Raw genomic sequence first — 15586 nt, 5'->3', positions numbered from 1 at the left:
GAATAATCGACGAACTTTAAATGCCTGGCGTCTCGGCGTTGAAACAGTCGGCGCCGACTAATTGGCGACCGATTAATGGCTGGCAACGCGGGCCTGTGCCTTGCGCAGGTTATGTTGCGACAGCAGGCGCATGACATAGCCGATCTTGATCAGAGTAGGGCCGAGAATGGTCATGGCGTGCAGGCCGACCAGACCGAACAGATTGAGATGCAGGTCGAGCACATAGGCACCGAGGATGCCGCTGAGCAGCATGACCAGGCCGGTCCAGAGAACGCGGGTCGACAGGTGCAGAACGTTGTGCGGGTTGAGGAAGAAATCGAACATGGCCGTGACTCCTGTTGAGGTGGCGGGGAAATCCTTCGCCGTTGCTCTACAGGTATCAGGAACTGTGCCAGCTTTTATTGAACGTAAAATCAATGGCTTGTGATGCTGTTGTCATTCTGACCTTGTCGAATGCTGTCGTTTTAACTCGTTACGGGGTCATAATGACCGCGTTTCCGTCGCCTGGATAAGCCCTCTCTGTCTCCGGAGTCCGTATGACCAATCCCTTGTTGCTGGCGCTGGTGCCGCTGGTGGCCGACCTGTCCCGCGAGTTGCCCGACGAAGAGCGCTACCGCCGGCTGTTGCGCTCGCTGCGCCAGTTGTTGCCGTGCGATGCGGTGGCGCTGCTCAAGCTGGACGACGACGTGCTGGTGCCGCTGTCGGTGGAAGGCCTGAGCCCGGACACCCTCGGCCGTCGCTTCAAACTCGGTGAGCACCCGCGGCTGGACATCATCGTGCAGAACCGCGAGCCGACCCGCTTCTCCACCGACTGCGATTTGCCTGACCCGTACGACGGTCTGGTGGACGGCCTGCACGGGCATCTGGAAGTTCATGACTGCCTTGGTTGCCCGTTGTATGTGCAGGACAAACTGTGGGGCGTGATTACCCTGGATTCGCTGGACCCGACCAGTTTCGGCAGCCTCGATCTGGACAATCTGCAGGCCTTTGCCAGCCTGGCGGCAGCCACGGTAATGGCCAGCGAGCGGATCAATCAGTTGGCGCGCAGTTTTGAAGATCAGCGGCAACTGGCCGAAGTCTACAAGCGTGCGGCCGGTGGGCGCGGACCACGGGAACTGATCGGGCAAAGCGCGGTGCATCGGCGGCTGCAGCAGGAAATCCAGTTGGTCGGCAACAGCCCGCTGACCGTGTTGATCACCGGCGAAACCGGGGTCGGCAAGGAACTGGTGGCCGAGTCGATTCACCTGCAATCGCCACGGGCGCAGAAGCCGCTGATCAGCCTCAACTGCGCAGCCTTGCCGGAGTTGCTGGTGGAAAGCGAGCTGTTCGGCCACGTCAAAGGCGCTTTTTCCGGCGCGGTGAGTGGGCGCAGCGGCAAATTCGAACTGGCTGATGGCGGCTCGATCTTCCTCGACGAGGTGGGCGAGTTGCCGTTGCCGGTGCAGTCCAAGCTGCTGCGGGTGCTGCAAAGCGGGCAGCTGCAGCGGGTCGGTTCCGATCAGGAGCATCATGTCGATGTACGGATCATCGCCGCGACCAACCGCGACCTGGCCGAAGAAGTGCGCGCCGGACGTTTTCGCGCCGACCTCTATCACCGGTTGAGTGTGTATCCGCTGGTGGTGCCGCCGTTGCGTGAACGTGGCCGGGATGTGTTGCTGCTGGCCGGGTATTTCCTTGAGGAAAACCGCGCGCGCATGGGATTGCGCAGCCTGCGCATGAGCAGCGATGCACAGAAAGCACTGGTGGCGTACCCATGGCCGGGCAACGTGCGCGAGCTGGAGCATCTGATCAGCCGGGCCGTGCTCAAGGCGTTGTCGGCACACAACGAACGGCCGCGCATTCTCACCATCGAGCCGCAGGCACTGGGCCTTGATGACGTGCCGATGCCGGCGGCGGAACTGCCGGTGCTGAACGGCAGCGCGCCGATAGTCAAACCGGGGGAGGGATTGAAGGAAACCGTCGATGCCTTCCAGAAACTGCTGATCAGCGAAGCGTTGAGCCGTCACCAAGGCAAATGGGCCGACGTCGCCCGCGAACTCAACCTCGACCGCGCCAACCTCAGTCGCCTGGCGAAACGGTTGGGGATTCGCTAAGCCCGCGTGTTTCCTGTTGTTATTGGTGGTGGTACGGGACCGATGGGGCCGCACAAATTGCGTCTGGCACAAGGCCGTGGGAGGGAGCCCTGCTCGCGAATGCGTCGGGGCAGGCGCTGCGATGGTGCTGGATGAGCAGCCATCGCGAGCAAGCTCACTCCTACAGAGATTGGCGACAGGCAGGTGAGATCGCCAATGCCGGCGGCTGTTGATTCTGGCCGAAGGCCGTGGGAGGGAGCTCTGCTCGCGAATGCGTCAGGTCAAGCGCTGCGATGGTGCTGGATGAGCAGCCATCGCGAGCAAGCTCACTCCTACAGTGATTGGCGACAGGCAGGTGAGATCGCCAATGCCGGCGGCTGTTGATTCTGGCCGAAGGCCGTGGGAGGGAGCCCTGCTCGCGATGGCGTCCGGTCAGGCGCTGCGATGGTGATGGATGCACCGCCATCGCGGGCAAGCGCGCTCCTACAGTGATTGGCGACAGGCAGGTGAGATCGCCAATGCCGGCGGCTGTTGATTCTGGCCGAAGGCCGTGGGAGGGAGCCCTGCTCGCGATAGCGTCAGGTCAGGCACCGCGATGGTGGCGGATGCACCGCCATCGCGGGCAAGCGCGCTCCTGCGGGGATTCGACTACTTTGGCCGGGTACGGAAATCACCTTTTTCCGGCACCAGCTCGGTGCCCGGCTCGAACCCGGTCTTGGGGTTGCAGCCTTCGTCGATCGGGTCGCAGTCGCCGTCTACCGGATCGGGGACGGTTTCCGGAAAGGCCACGTCCTGTGGTCTGGCATCCGGGTTTTCGGGGCGTGAGCCGCTCATGATCTCCTCCAGCCATAGGGTGATGATGGTTGGAGGAGTCAAGCACAGCGGCGTTCACCGCGCAGGATGAATGGCGATGATCACTCAGCGGTGGGCGATGTCCTCCAGCGCCAGATTACGAGTGCGCGGGCCGAAGGCGCCGATGGTGACCATCACGATCAGCATGCTGATGACGATGAAGGTCAGCACCCCCGGCGTACCGAAGTGGTCGAGGAACAGGCCGATCAGCAGGCTGCTGAACACCGTCGACAGGCGGCTGAACGAATAGCAGAAGCCCACTGCCCGGGCGCGAATGTTGGTCGGGAACAGCTCGCTCTGGTACGAGTGATAGCTGAAGCTCAGCCAGGCGTTGCAGAAGGTGATCATCACCCCGCAGGTGATCAGGCCGACGGCGGTGGTCTGCTGGGCGAACAGGCTGCCGAAGATCATCGCGCCCAGGGCCGAACCGACGATCTGCCACTTGTTCTCGAAACGGTTGGCGAACTTGACGAACAACAGCGGCCCCAGCGGGTAGGCGAGGGTGATGATGAAGGCGTAGGCCAGGCTGTGGGTGACGCTGACCCCTTGGCCCGAAAGCAAGGCCGGCAGCCAGTTGCCGAAGCCGAAGAAGCCGATGGCCTGAAACACATGAAAGACGATCAGCATCAGCGCGCGACGGCGGTAAGGCGGCTGCCAAATGTCGGCGAAACGGCCTTTGCCCTCGACCGCAACGTTATGGGTTTCCGGTGCGTCCAGCGCCTGGCCGTGGTCCTTCACGCAGCGCGCTTCCAGGGCGTCCATGATCTTTTCCGCCTCGCTGAAGCGCCCGTGCTGGGCCAGCCAGCGCGGCGACTCCGGCAGGCGCGAGCGCAGCCACCAGATGAACAGCGCGAACACCGCACTGGCCAGCACCACGAAGCGCCAGCCGCTGAAGCCGAACGGGTCCTGCGGCACCAGCCACCAGGACATCAGCGCCACCGACGGCACCGACAGAAACTGCACGAAAAAGGCAAAGGCGAAGGCCGAGCTGCGCATGCGCTTGGGCACCAGCTCCGAGAGGTAGGCGTCGATGGTCACCAGCTCGATGCCCAGGCCGATACCCACCAGAAAACGCATGCAGATGATACCCAGCGCCGAGGTCTGCAGGCCCATAAGCACGGTGGCGATGGTGTACCAGATCAGTGCGAAGGTGAAAATTGCCCGGCGACCGAAGCGGTCGGCAATCGGGCTAAGCAGGCTGGCACCGAGGAACAGGCCAAGGAACGTCGCCGAGGCGAACGCGGCCTGATCGGAAAAGCCGAACACGCCGTCGGCGCCGGTGGCGAACAGCCCGGCGCGGATCAGGCCGGGGCTGATATAGGCAGTCTGGAACAGGTCATACAGTTCGAAAAAGCCGCCGATGGACAGCAGCGCCACCAGTTTCCAGATCGTCGCCACGGCGGGCAGACGGTCGATGCGTGCGGAGATCTGTGCGGCGCGAATCGGGTCGATACCGTCGCGCGGGCTGTCGGGTTGATCAGAAGGGTGATCGGAGGTGTGTGAAAGCGAAGACATTATTGTTTTCCGGATCCGTGGGACCCCGCATGTTAGAGCTTTTACAGAGATTCAAGACAAAATATTTCCTTGCGTTTAAGCTCCATGGCTGATCGCAATCACCCGCCGGATTCCCGTGAAATACAGACTCCCGACCACCGCCACCGCTCCTTTCTGCCCTTCGGCCGTGACCGACAGCGTCGCCATCCCGGCCAACGCGTCGTTCCTGCGCAAGCTGATGCTGTTTGTCGGCCCGGGCCTTTTGATTTCAATCGGTTACATGGACCCCGGCAACTGGGCGACCGCCATCGAAGCAGGATCGCGCTTTGGCTATGCGCTGCTGTTCGTGGTGGTGCTGGCGAGCCTGTCGGGCATGGTCCTGCAAAACCTCTGTTCGCGGCTGGGCATCGCCACCGGACGTGATCTGGCGCAGCTGTCGGCCGAGCGTTACAGCCATCGGGTCGGCATGGGCCAGTGGATCCTTGCCGAGCTGTCGATCCTCGCCACCGACCTTGCCGAGGTGCTCGGCGCGGCGCTGGCGTTTCATCTGTTGCTCGGCGTATCGATCACCACAGGCGTGGCGCTGACGGCCTTCGATACGGTGATCGTGCTGGCCTTGCAGGGCGCCAATTTCCGCCGTCTGGAAGCCATCGTGCTGGGCCTGATCGCGACCATCGCCACCTGCTTCTTCATCGAGCTGGTGCTGATCAAACCGTTCTGGCCGGATGTCGCCGCCGGGCTCAAACCGTCATGGGATGTGCTCAGCCAGCAAGAGCCGCTGTACATCGCCATCGGCATTCTCGGCGCCACGGTGATGCCGCATAACCTGTACCTGCACTCGTCGGTGGTGCAGACCCGGGTCAACGGTACGTCGCTGGAGAGCAAGGCCAGCGCGATCCGTTATGCCCGCGTCGACACCATCGCGTCGTTGAGCATGGCGCTGGTGATCAACGCGGCGATCCTGATTCTGGCCGCGGCTGCGTTTCACGGCACCGGTCACGCCGACGTGGTGGAAATCCAGGATGCCTACCACCTGCTCGACCCGCTGGTGGGCGGCGCGCTGGCCAGTGTGTTGTTCGGCATTGCCTTGCTGGCAGCGGGGCAGAGCTCGACCTTCACCGGCACCATCGCCGGTCAGGTGGTGCTGGAAGGCTTTCTCAACGCGAAGATTCCTTGCTGGCAACGGCGCCTGATCACCCGCGCGCTGGCGCTGATCCCGGCATTGATCGGGGTGATCTGGTTCGGTGACGGTGCGGTGGGCAAGATGCTGGTGCTCAGCCAAGTGGTGCTCAGCCTGCAACTGCCGTTTGCGCTGTGGCCGTTGATTCGTTTCACCAGCGATAAGCAGCTGATGGGGCCGTTCGCCAACAACGCCCTGACCAAACTCCTGGCCTGGGGGCTGTTCGGGCTGATTTCGGCAGCCAACCTGACGTTGTTGTATTTCTGGGTCAATTGAGCGTTTGCCCACCAGTGACGATTTCAATGGCATCACCGGGGCGTTTTGTGGGAGCGAATTCATTCGCGATACGGTAGTCCGGGCAACACATCTGTATCGACTGGAATGCCCATCGCGAATGAATTCGCTCCCACAGGAAAATCTTCCCATCGATGGTGGGCCGCTAACTGATCATCAACCCCCGCGCCATGCCCGTGGCGGCGATCACAATGATCACCATCAGCGCGGCTTCCATATGGCTGATCCGCGCAAAGCGGCGTGACAGGGACGTATCGATGGGTTGTTGTTTCTTGAACGCGATGCGCCATTTGATCAGGGCAAACATCGGCACCACTTCCAGCGCGAGAATGGCGACGAAGGCGGTCATTTTCAGGTGAAACAGCGGTTGGTGCAGGTAGTAGAACGAGCCTTTCTCCAGCCCGCCGAAGGCGCGAAACGCCCCGGTGATCAGCAGGATCCCCGCCGATACCCCCCATATATTGTCGACCACGAAGACATCGCGAAACGAGCGGGCATCCTCCTTGCGCAAGCGCCTCAACGCCCGTCCCCTCGCCAGCACCGCCGCCAGGGCAAAGCCAAAGGCCAACAGGTGTAACGCAGCCACTACCCACTTGATGAGCATGGTTCAACTCCCCCGAGAGCGTTAGTTATCAGCAATTGCCAACAACAGAAGCTTAGCGGGTCGGCGCGGTTATGCGTTGAGGTGAGGGGGCAAACTTGGGTGAGGGCGGGGATGTTGAGCGGGGCCACGTTGGGCGGGACTGCCTCTATAGGAGCGCGCTTGCCCGCGATAGCCATTATTCAGTCACGCCATTGTCGGCAGACAGAACGCTATCGCGAGCAAGCTCACGCCTACAGATTTATTCGGAAGCCTGCAGACCTTTCTGTTTCATCTGCAGGTTCTTTTCCTTCTTGTACTGCAACGCCACTTCCGGCGCCGGACCGCTCTTGCCGGTCTCCATCCACAGGCGCATGCGGCTGGCGTCGGCGAAGTGGGTGAACTTGCCGAAGGCATCGAGGATCACCACCGACACCTGACGATTGGCCATGCTGGTCAGCAGCACCAGGCAGTGCCCGGCCTGGTTGGTGAAGCCGGTCTTGGTCAGCTTGATGTCCCAGTTGGATTTACGCACCAGGTGGTCGGTGTTGCTGAAGCCCAGGGTGTAAGTGGGCTTGCGGAAGGTCACGGTTTTTTCCGGGGTGGTGCTCAGTTCGCGCAGCAGCGGATAGTTGCGCGCGGCCAGGGCCAGTTTGGTCAGGTCACGGGCGGTGGACACGTTGAACACCGACAGACCGGTCGGCTCCATGTACACCGTGTGGGTCATGCCCAGCGCCTTGGCCTTGGCGTTCATCGCCTTGATGAATGCCGGGTAGCCACCCGGATAGCTGTGGGCCAGGCTGGCGGCCGCACGGTTTTCCGACGACATCAGGGTGATCAGCAGCATGTCGTGGCGGTTCAGTTCGCTGCCCAGTTTGACCCGCGAAAACACGCCCTTCATCTCAGCGGTCTGGGAAATGTCGACCTTGACCATCTCGTCCATCGGCAGTTTGGCGTCCAGCGTGACCATGGCGGTCATCAGTTTGGTCACCGAGGCGATGGGGACGACCACGTCAGGATTGCTGGAGTAGAGCACTTGACCCGATTGCAGGTCGGTAATCATGGCGCTGCCGGACGCCAGGTGCAGGTTCGCGGGGTCGCGATTGAAAGCGGCAGGTTCGTTCGCAAGGGCACCGGTGGAAAAAGCCGCGCCTGTGAACGCAAAAAACAGGCCGACGAGTGATGTGCGAATGTTCAAGAGCAACGCTCACTTAATTGAGTGGAAAGCCGTAGGAAATGCCGGACTTTTTTCAAGAACGACAACAAGATCGGAGCATTTTAGGAGTATGTTTCTAAAGATGTCGATGGGCGGCGAAGGACGTTTAAGTAATAAAAACCGCGCGTATAGCATTCGTTCAGGTTAAGGATCCAAATGGCCATCCATTCGAACGAATATTGTCGATATTCGTGGCACTCGGTCCGGCCACCGATTAGCATTCCACGCCATTGATTGGTCTCGCTTTCCTTGGATTCAGGAGTTGTGCAATGCCCAAAGGGTTAATCAGCAAGGACTACGTTGGCGTGGCGTTTGTCGCGGTGACGGTGGTGGTGCTCTTGCTTGTCACCGGTCTGTTCGCCAAGCCGTCTGACTGGGCCGGCTGGATTCAGGCCATCGGTCTGATCGTCGGTCTGGCCATCGCCGTGGCGGTGCCGGCCGTGCAGAAACGCCAGGAAATGGACGTGCGCCGCAAGGAAGTGCGTGACCGTGAAACCGGCTATGCCCGGCGCATGCAATACCTGTGCGGCGAACTCAATGAACTGCTGGCGAAAATCACCGTCAATCTGGTGCATTTGCGTGCCGCCGACCGCCATCGCCTGCAGCGCACGCTGGAGGACTACCTGCATCGCCTGTTCGAATCGCACAAGCTGGACCAGAACGACGACCGTGTGGTGATCGCCCATGAGCTGAGGCTGGTGGCCAATGACCTGATCGAAGAGCTTGAAAGCGGCCGTTCGGATCGCGTGGTTCTGGGCGCGCTGGAGAAACGCCTGCAGAAACTGGCGCACCGTTGCCAGATCAACGCGACCGTGGCCGAGCGAACCTAGCTGCCTGTTTTGCAGGCGCGCGCTTGCCCGCGATGGCGTCGTGTCAGACAAGGCAGGAGCGCAGATGCCACAATCGCGGGCAAGCGCGCTCCTACGGATCGAACACGCCGTTCCACTGATTTCAGGGATTTCAGGGATTTCAGGCAAAAAAAAGCCCGCGTCAGAGAGGCGGGCTAAAGGGAAGTGCGGAGCAACGCACGATTTCAGGGAAGAGCGAATCCGGTTTCAGGCATTGAGCTTGCCGCGGGTCTCCATTTGTTGAGACAGCGCTTGAGCCGCAGGCAACGAAGGCAACGGACCGCTGACGGGCTCGCCGTTCAGCATCAGGTACCAGCAGGCCAGCAGGCCGCGCTCACGCAACTGAGCGGGAACAGCGCTACCAACTACCGACATGATTTGTACCTTGGTCATAAGTGCCTCCATCAATCTATGGGGCTACTTTACGGCGCCGTTGCAGCGCGCAGAAATCACTGCTCTCGATAGTCATCATTGATTGGCGAGAGGTCGGCTTTCGGGAATAAATCCGTCAAGCGACGTGACGGGGATCACGTTGTAGGCCGCTGTCCACTGTGCAATTGGGCAGGGCTGCCGAGGGGCATCGAACCGGATCGCAGAAACGACAACCCCGCCGGATGGCGGGGTTGTGTTTACCGTTATTGCGCTGTTACCAGCGACCACCACCGTGGTAGTAACCATGGGGTGGGCCGTAGTAGCGTGGCGGACCGTAGTAGCCAGGGCCTACGACCACTGGACGCTCAACCACATAGGCTGGCTGAACGTAGACAGGTGGCGGTGGAGGCGGTGCGTAGTACACAGGCGCTGGCGCTGCGTACACAGGTGCGGGCGCCGCATACACCGGAGCCGGCGTCACGTACGTCGGGCCAGAGGCCACGGCGGCACCCACCACGCCGCCGACGACAGCGCCGATCACTGCCGCTCCACCCCAGCCTGGACCGCCGCCATGGGCTTCGGCCTGGCCTGCAAGGGCGAGGGCACCTAACAACAGGGCAACCTTGGGGATGTGACGAATCATGACTGTTCCTCGGTGTTCAGTCCCGTTGTCGCGAGCCTGCGTTACGCTCAGGCATTGCCACGGGATAACTGCTCTGACAACGGATTTGGGGAAATCTGCGACGCCGTTGCGTAAATTTTGTGTAAGGTGCTCGACACGTTTTCTGACAATTGCTCTGGCTTAACGCCGCAAGCAGTTGAATTCTACGCCTTTCCTTGCCCGCTACCTAATACCGTTCGGGAGATTTCATGTTGGTGACTGCCAGTAAAGAAACGCTGTTGTGTATGTCCCTGGCCGGACGGCCCGGCAACTTCGGTGTGCGTTTCCACAACCACCTGTATCAGCAGTTGGGGCTGAACTTCTATTACAAGGCCTTTTCCCCCAATGACCTGCCGGCCGCCATTGCCGGCATGCGTTCGCTGGGGATTCGCGGTTGCGGCGTGTCGATGCCGTTCAAGGAAGCCTGCATTCCGTTGATCGACGAGATGGATGCGTCCGCGGCGGCCATCGAATCGATCAACACCATCGTCAACACCGATGGTCATTTGAAGGCCTACAACACCGACTACATTGCCGTCGCACAATTGCTGGAAACCCATGCCGTGCCGAAAACCCGCTTTGCCCTGCGCGGCAGCGGCGGCATGGCCAAGGCGGTGGCGTGCGCCATGCGTGACGCCGGGTTCACCGACGGGCTGATCGTCGCGCGCAACGAAGCGGCAGGGCGGGCGCTGGCGAAAACCTGTGGGTTCGAGTGGCAGGCGCAATTGGGCGACGAGCGTCCGCCGTTGCTGGTCAACGTCACGCCGCTGGGCATGGCGGGTGATCAGGCCCATGAACTGGCGTTCGACAAGGCTGCCATCGAAGCCGCTGACACCGCGTTCGACGTGGTCGCCACGCCGGCGCGCACGCCATTCATCGTGCATGCCGAGGCGGCTGGCAAGCGGTTGATCACCGGGGATCAGGTGGCGGCGATTCAGGCGCTGGAGCAGTTCATCCTGTACACCGGGGTGACGCCGAGCGAGGCGCAGTATCAGGCGGCTGCGGCGTTTGCGCGAGGGTAAAAGCCGCTGCTGTCGAGGGTGCTTTTTTGTGGGAGGGAGCTCTGCTCGCGAAAGCGTCAAGCCAGACAATGCCGTGGTGACGGGGCCACCGCCTTCGCGAGCAGAGCTCCCTCCCACAGGATTTTGAAGTGTCTGGACTGCTACGGTACGACACCCACCCTGTAGCAGCCCGGCTCGCCGGCGGTGGCGTTCTCGAAATCACTGCCGCCGGCAAGCCGGACTGCTACAGATGAGATTTATACGATCGCTGTGGGAGCGGGCTTGCCCGCGAAGGCTTTTGACTCTGGCCGAAGCCGTGGGAGGGAGCTCTGCTCGCGATAACGGTGTATCAGCCACCACAGCAGTGTCTGATCAGCCGCCATCGCGAGCAGAGCTCCCTCCCACAGGTCATCTATCTGGCTTGCCAGCGGTGGCGTCCTGAAGATCTCTACCGCCGGCAAGCCGGACTGCAAGGGATCGGGTGTCGATCAGCCTTCCAGCTTCGCCAGACGCTCTTCGAGTGCCGCAATCCGGGCTTCCAGCTCTTCGACCCGCTCGGCCAGCGCCGGGCTGCTGCCGCTGCTGCGCTCCGGTGCGTTTTGCCGGGCTTCGAGGATCGCCTGCAGATCGGCCGGATCGCCCATCGCGTGGGTGTAACGGTCTTCGCGCTGGCCCGGCTGTTTCGGGATCAGCACTGCCAGGCCTCGACCGATCAGTCTCTCCAGCTGGTGAATGACCGCATCGGCGTCGTCGAAGTCGTGCATGCGGTTGCTGCGGGTCAGCAGTTCGTTGACGGTCTGCGGGCCGCGGAGCAGCAACAGGCCGGTCAGAATCAGCTGCGCGGGCACCAGTTCCAGGGTCTTGTCGACCCGGTGCTCCCAGCGATCGGCGCGGCTGCCCATGACAAGGCGGGTCAATTGGTGGCTTTCCAGTGCCCGCAGGCTGTGGCCGACCTGACCCTGAGTCAGGTTCATCACCGGCTCGCGGCTGGTTTTCTGGTTGCAGGCCAGTACCAGTGCGTTGAGGGTCAGCGGGTAGGTTTCCGGGTTGGTGGCCTGTTTCTCGATCAGGCAGCCCAGAATGCGCACTTCCGTGCTGTTCAGTTGCAGCGTGTCGGCAGGCTCGGTGGTGTTTTCGGAATCCGGCTCGTTGGACATGGCGCTTCCCTTGGCGTTGAAAGGGCTATGAGGGTAGGGGTTGGATGAGGTAAAAGACAAGCCGCGTCGCATGCATCGCCATGCGACCCCCTGCATTCATCCACCAGGATCTGCCATGACTATTTCCCTGTACGCCGCTTCCGTACCTGTCATCAAACAAATGCTCACCGCGCTGGGCAACGTGCTGGCCAAGGCTGAAGCCCACGCCACCGAAAAGAACATTCAGCCCGATGCCCTGTTGCAGGCGCGTCTGTTCCCGGACATGTTCCCGCTGACCCGTCAGGTGCAGATCGCCGTCGATTTCGCCAAGGGCGCTGGCGCGCGTCTGGCCGGCATCGAGCCGCCGAAGTACGACGATTCGGAAACCACCTTCGCCGACCTGCAGGCGCTGCTGGCCAAGACCCTGGCGTTCCTCGCCACCATCACGCCGGAGCAGGTCAACGGTAACGAAGAACGCGAAATCGTTCTGCGCCCGGGCACCGACAAGGAAAAGCGTCTGAGCACCCAAAATTATCTGGTGCATTACGCGCTGCCGCAGTTCTTCTTCCACGTCACCACCGCCTATGACCTGCTGCGTCATAACGGTGTAGAGGTGGGCAAGCGCGACTACATGGGCACGTTCTGATCTTGGACTGAACGTCCGCTTTACGCCGCCGTCTGAGTGTTCTCAGGCGGCGGTTTCGTTTCAGGCCATCTGTTACCATCCGCCGCTCGTTTCATGCCATCCGACGACCGCTCCGCAAGGACTGGTCGTTTCGTCGTTATGGAGATTTCATGTTTTTCCCCATCTACCTGTTGTCGGCCGCCGGATTCACCGTGCTGACCACAGAGTTCGTCATCGTCGGTCTGTTGCCGGCCATCGCCCGCGATCTGGCGGTGACCATTCCGCAGGCCGGTCTCCTGGTGACGCTGTTCGCCTTCACGGTGGCCTGCTTCGGCCCGTTTCTCACCGCGTATTTTTCGCGGTTCGAGCGCAAGCGCCTGTTCATCTCGGTGTTGATCATGTTCGGCGTAGCCAATGCGGTCGCGGCGCTGGCGCCCAATATCGGGGTGATGGCCGTTGCTCGCCTGATTCCGGCGCTGGGCTTGCCGGTGTTCTGGGCGCTGGCCAGTGAAACGGCGGTGGACATCGTCGGCCCGGACCACGCTGGCCGCGCCATTGCCAAAATCGGCTTCGGCATCGTCTGCGCCACGGTGTTCGGTATTCCCGTCGGAACGCTGATTTCCGACGCCTTCGGCTGGCGCAGTGCGTTCGCCGTTCTGTCGGTCGTGGCATTTGCCAAGGCGCTGTTGCTGTTCATCTACCTGCCGCGCAGCGTGCACAAGGATCAGGCCTCGTTCAGCAGCCAGTTCGGTATCCTGCGCAGCCGCTTGATGCAGGGCCATGTGCTGCTGTCGGTGTTGGTGTTCAGCGGCATGTTCACCGCCTACACCTACCTCGCCGACATGCTCGAACGCCTGGCCGGTTTCAATGGTTCGGTGGTGGGCTGGTGCCTGATGGGCTTCGGCGCCGTCGGCTTGCTGGGCAACTCCCTGGGCGGACGTCTGGTCGACCGCCATCCGCTGATCGCCAGCCTGACGTTCTGTACCTTCATGATCGGCGGCATGGTCATGGTGGTGCCGAGCATGCATTCGCTGCCGGCGCTGGTTTTGGCCTTGACCGTGTGGGGCGTGACCCAGGCCGCGTTGTTCCTGGTCAGCCACGTACGGTTGATGAAAGCTGCGCCGCAGGCGCCAGCGTTCGCCGCTTCGCTGAACATCGCCGGCGGCAATCTGGGGATCGGCCTTGGTGCGTTGATCGGCGGGCGGGTGATCGACCATCTGGGGCTGGGCAGCCTCGGCTTTGCCGCCGCCGGCATCATTCTGCTTTCGATTCTGCTGGCGCTGCTGTTGATGAGCGCACAGCCAAAGGTCGCTGCGTGTAATGCCTAATCGGTGAACAACTGGCGTCGGGCGCCTTCGGTAATGGCGACGATGCCGGGGTGTTTGACCTTGCGCTCGACCGAGATCGCGTAGAACGACTCGGTCACCGCGTCGGTCTGGCCGATCAGTTCGACGTCGTACTGCTCCATCACTTCGTCGGCGATCACGCTCGGCGCAATGAAAATCCCGCTGCCGGATTTGCCGAAAGCCTTCATCAGCGCGCTGTCGTCGAACTCGCCGACGATCTTCGGCTGCACATTCTGCTCGGCGAACCAGCGCATCAGGCGGCTGCGGACCACGGTCTGCTGGCCGGGAATCAACAACGGCGCGCCCTGCATGCCGCGCGGGAAGTCCGCACCGTGGGCCGCCGCGAGGGCGCGGGTGGCGAAGAAGCTCACACCACATTCGCCGAGTTTCTGGCTGTAGCCCTTGATGTCCAGATGCGAAGGCATCGGGCTGTCGGAAATCACCAGATCCAGGCGTTGAATCGCCAGATCCGCCAGCAAGCGTTCCAGCTGGTCTTCGCGGCAACTGATGCGCACTGGCTCGTCCAGCGCCATGGTCGGTGCGATCAGGCGATACACGATGGATTTCGGCACCACGTCCGCCACGCCGACGCGGAACAGGATCTGTTGTTCGTCCGGTTGTGCCCGCAACAGCGCTTCCAGCTCGCCACCCAGCTGGAACATCTGCTCGGCGAAGGGCAGGGCGGCGCGCCCGGTTTCGGTGAGCTCCAGCTGGCGGCCGACACGTTTGAACAGCTCCACGCCAAAGGTCTGCTCCAGCAGGGTGATTTGCCCGCTGATGGTCTGTGGCGTCAGGTTCAGCTGCTCGCAGGCGCGTACGATGCTGCCGGTCTTGGCCACCACCCAGAAGTAGTGCAACTGTCGGTAATTGAGCATGAGTTGTATCACTTCGTAAAAATCGAAGTATACGCCTTATAAATACGAATTTTCCTGAACTGTTGTCATCCCTAGAATGCCGCCTTGTCTCCCCCGAACCACACTGGATACCGGCACATGGAATATCTTTTGGAACTGGCTGCAAGTCCCACGGCGTGGATTGCCCTGGCGACCCTGGTCGTCATGGAAATCGTCCTGGGTATCGATAACCTGATCTTCATCTCGATCCTGACCAACAAACTGCCGGTGCATCAGCGCACCAAGGCGCGGCGTATCGGTATCAGCATGGCGCTGTTCCTGCGTTTGGGTCTGCTCAGCACCGTGGCCTGGATCGTCCAGTTGACCGAGCCGGTCATCGAAGTGTTCGGCCAGCTGTTTTCCTGGAAGGACATGATCCTGATCGCCGGTGGCCTGTTTCTGGTGTGGAAGGCAACCACCGAGATTCACCACAGCGTCGACATCAAGACCGAGGAAGAAAAGAAGGTCTCGTCCACCGTTACCCTGGGCATGGCCGCCGCCATCGGTCAGATCCTGATGCTGGACCTGGTGTTTTCCATCGACAGCATCGTGACCGCGGTGGGCATGACCGAGCACCTGCCAATCATGATCATCGCCGTGATTGCCGCTGTGGTGGTGATGCTGGTGGCGTCCGAACCGCTGGCGAAGTTCATCAATGACAACCCGACGGTGGTCATGCTGGCTCTGGGCTTCCTGATCATGATCGGCATGACGCTGATTGCCGAAGGCTTCGGTGCCCACGTGCCGAAAGGTTATGTCTACACCGCCATGGCGTTCTCGGCCTTGATCGAAGTGCTGAACATGCTGGCGCGCCGGGCGAAGCTCAAGCGCCTGGACGCTGAAGCCGAGGCGCAGAAGGCCTGACGCCCAAGGTGCAAGGCGCCTGACGGCGGCACATGAAAAAACGGTCGGCGATGGAAACATCGCCGACCGTCTGCTTTTCAGGAAGGGTTAGGTGGCCGACTCAATGGGCCGTGACGTGACGGTGTTTGCGTCTCGTAGTCTGGGCGGGTTTT

16 protein-coding genes are annotated in these 15586 nt (G+C 61.5%); 7 read left to right on the top strand and 9 right to left on the bottom strand.

The genetic code is table 11. The annotated features are described in order from the left end of the window. Window positions 1-72 precede the first annotated feature (72 nt). On the bottom strand, window positions 73-324 hold the full coding sequence (locus ACIPL0_RS20485) for a transmembrane sensor/regulator PpyR (protein ID WP_400598586.1): 252 nt from the start codon (window positions 322-324) through the stop codon (window positions 73-75). A 212-nt stretch (window positions 325-536) separates the two neighbouring features. Between ACIPL0_RS20485 and norR the strand changes: the two genes are divergently transcribed. Next, the gene (gene norR, locus ACIPL0_RS20480) at window positions 537-2093 is read left to right on the top strand and encodes a nitric oxide reductase transcriptional regulator NorR (RefSeq protein WP_400598588.1); all 1557 of its coding nucleotides are present in this window, start codon (window positions 537-539) and stop codon (window positions 2091-2093) included. A 627-nt stretch (window positions 2094-2720) separates the two neighbouring features. Here norR and ACIPL0_RS20475 read toward each other — a convergent pair. Next, window positions 2721-2906 carry a hypothetical protein gene (locus ACIPL0_RS20475; protein ID WP_400598589.1) on the bottom strand — a complete coding sequence of 62 codons (186 nt, stop codon included), beginning with the start codon at window positions 2904-2906 and terminating at the stop codon, window positions 2721-2723. 84 nt (window positions 2907-2990) lie between these two features. Beyond that, complete coding sequence (locus tag ACIPL0_RS20470) at window positions 2991-4439, bottom strand: MFS transporter (protein WP_400598590.1); 1449 nt, start codon at window positions 4437-4439, stop codon at window positions 2991-2993. Between the two features lie 115 nt (window positions 4440-4554). On the opposite strand from ACIPL0_RS20470, the gene ACIPL0_RS20465 reads away from it, so the two are divergent. Further along, window positions 4555-5874 carry an Nramp family divalent metal transporter gene (locus ACIPL0_RS20465; RefSeq protein ID WP_400598592.1) on the top strand — a complete coding sequence of 440 codons (1320 nt, stop codon included), beginning with the start codon at window positions 4555-4557 and terminating at the stop codon, window positions 5872-5874. A 163-nt stretch (window positions 5875-6037) separates the two neighbouring features. On the opposite strand, the gene ACIPL0_RS20460 is transcribed toward ACIPL0_RS20465, so the two are convergent. Beyond that, the gene (locus ACIPL0_RS20460; RefSeq protein ID WP_400598594.1) at window positions 6038-6496 is read right to left on the bottom strand and encodes a DUF2214 family protein; all 459 of its coding nucleotides are present in this window, start codon (window positions 6494-6496) and stop codon (window positions 6038-6040) included. 238 nt (window positions 6497-6734) lie between these two features. Further along, complete coding sequence (gene pbpG / locus ACIPL0_RS20455) at window positions 6735-7676, bottom strand: D-alanyl-D-alanine endopeptidase (protein ID WP_400598595.1); 942 nt, start codon at window positions 7674-7676, stop codon at window positions 6735-6737. Window positions 7677-7957: 281 nt separating this feature from the next. Between pbpG and ACIPL0_RS20450 the strand changes: the two genes are divergently transcribed. Beyond that, complete coding sequence (locus ACIPL0_RS20450) at window positions 7958-8518, top strand: hypothetical protein (RefSeq protein ID WP_400598597.1); 561 nt, start codon at window positions 7958-7960, stop codon at window positions 8516-8518. 225 nt (window positions 8519-8743) lie between these two features. Here ACIPL0_RS20450 and ACIPL0_RS20445 read toward each other — a convergent pair whose 3' ends face one another. Further along, window positions 8744-8929: a hypothetical protein gene (locus ACIPL0_RS20445; protein ID WP_400598599.1), complete on the bottom strand. Its 186-nt coding sequence runs from the start codon at window positions 8927-8929 to the stop codon at window positions 8744-8746. Window positions 8930-9182: 253 nt separating this feature from the next. Next, a complete protein-coding gene (locus tag ACIPL0_RS20440) occupies window positions 9183-9551 on the bottom strand; it encodes a hypothetical protein (RefSeq protein WP_400598601.1) in 369 nt (122 codons plus the stop codon). A 227-nt stretch (window positions 9552-9778) separates the two neighbouring features. Between ACIPL0_RS20440 and ACIPL0_RS20435 the strand changes: the two genes are divergently transcribed. Next, window positions 9779-10591, top strand: coding sequence for a shikimate 5-dehydrogenase (locus tag ACIPL0_RS20435; protein ID WP_400598603.1), 813 nt, complete (start codon window positions 9779-9781; stop codon window positions 10589-10591). 467 nt (window positions 10592-11058) lie between these two features. On the opposite strand, the gene ACIPL0_RS20430 is transcribed toward ACIPL0_RS20435, so the two are convergent. Next, window positions 11059-11727, bottom strand: coding sequence for a YceH family protein (locus ACIPL0_RS20430; RefSeq protein ID WP_400598605.1), 669 nt, complete (start codon window positions 11725-11727; stop codon window positions 11059-11061). Between the two features lie 115 nt (window positions 11728-11842). Between ACIPL0_RS20430 and ACIPL0_RS20425 the strand changes: the two genes are divergently transcribed. After that, window positions 11843-12352 carry a DUF1993 family protein gene (locus tag ACIPL0_RS20425; protein WP_400598607.1) on the top strand — a complete coding sequence of 170 codons (510 nt, stop codon included), beginning with the start codon at window positions 11843-11845 and terminating at the stop codon, window positions 12350-12352. A 149-nt stretch (window positions 12353-12501) separates the two neighbouring features. Continuing rightward, a complete protein-coding gene (locus tag ACIPL0_RS20420; RefSeq protein ID WP_400598609.1) occupies window positions 12502-13659 on the top strand; it encodes an MFS transporter in 1158 nt (385 codons plus the stop codon). On the opposite strand, the gene nhaR is transcribed toward ACIPL0_RS20420, so the two are convergent. Then, window positions 13656-14552 carry a transcriptional activator NhaR gene (gene nhaR / locus ACIPL0_RS20415; protein WP_400598611.1) on the bottom strand — a complete coding sequence of 299 codons (897 nt, stop codon included), beginning with the start codon at window positions 14550-14552 and terminating at the stop codon, window positions 13656-13658. The two genes, ACIPL0_RS20420 and nhaR, sit on opposite strands and share 4 nt — an antisense overlap. Window positions 14553-14669: 117 nt before the next feature. Between nhaR and ACIPL0_RS20410 the strand changes: the two genes are divergently transcribed. After that, complete coding sequence (locus ACIPL0_RS20410; protein WP_400598613.1) at window positions 14670-15434, top strand: TerC family protein; 765 nt, start codon at window positions 14670-14672, stop codon at window positions 15432-15434. Window positions 15435-15586 lie beyond the last annotated feature (152 nt).

The organism is Pseudomonas sp. NPDC090208, from assembly GCF_044746785.1.
Taxonomy (GTDB): Bacteria; Pseudomonadota; Gammaproteobacteria; order Pseudomonadales; family Pseudomonadaceae; genus Aquipseudomonas.
This window is presented reverse-complemented; position numbering and strand designations above follow the sequence as displayed.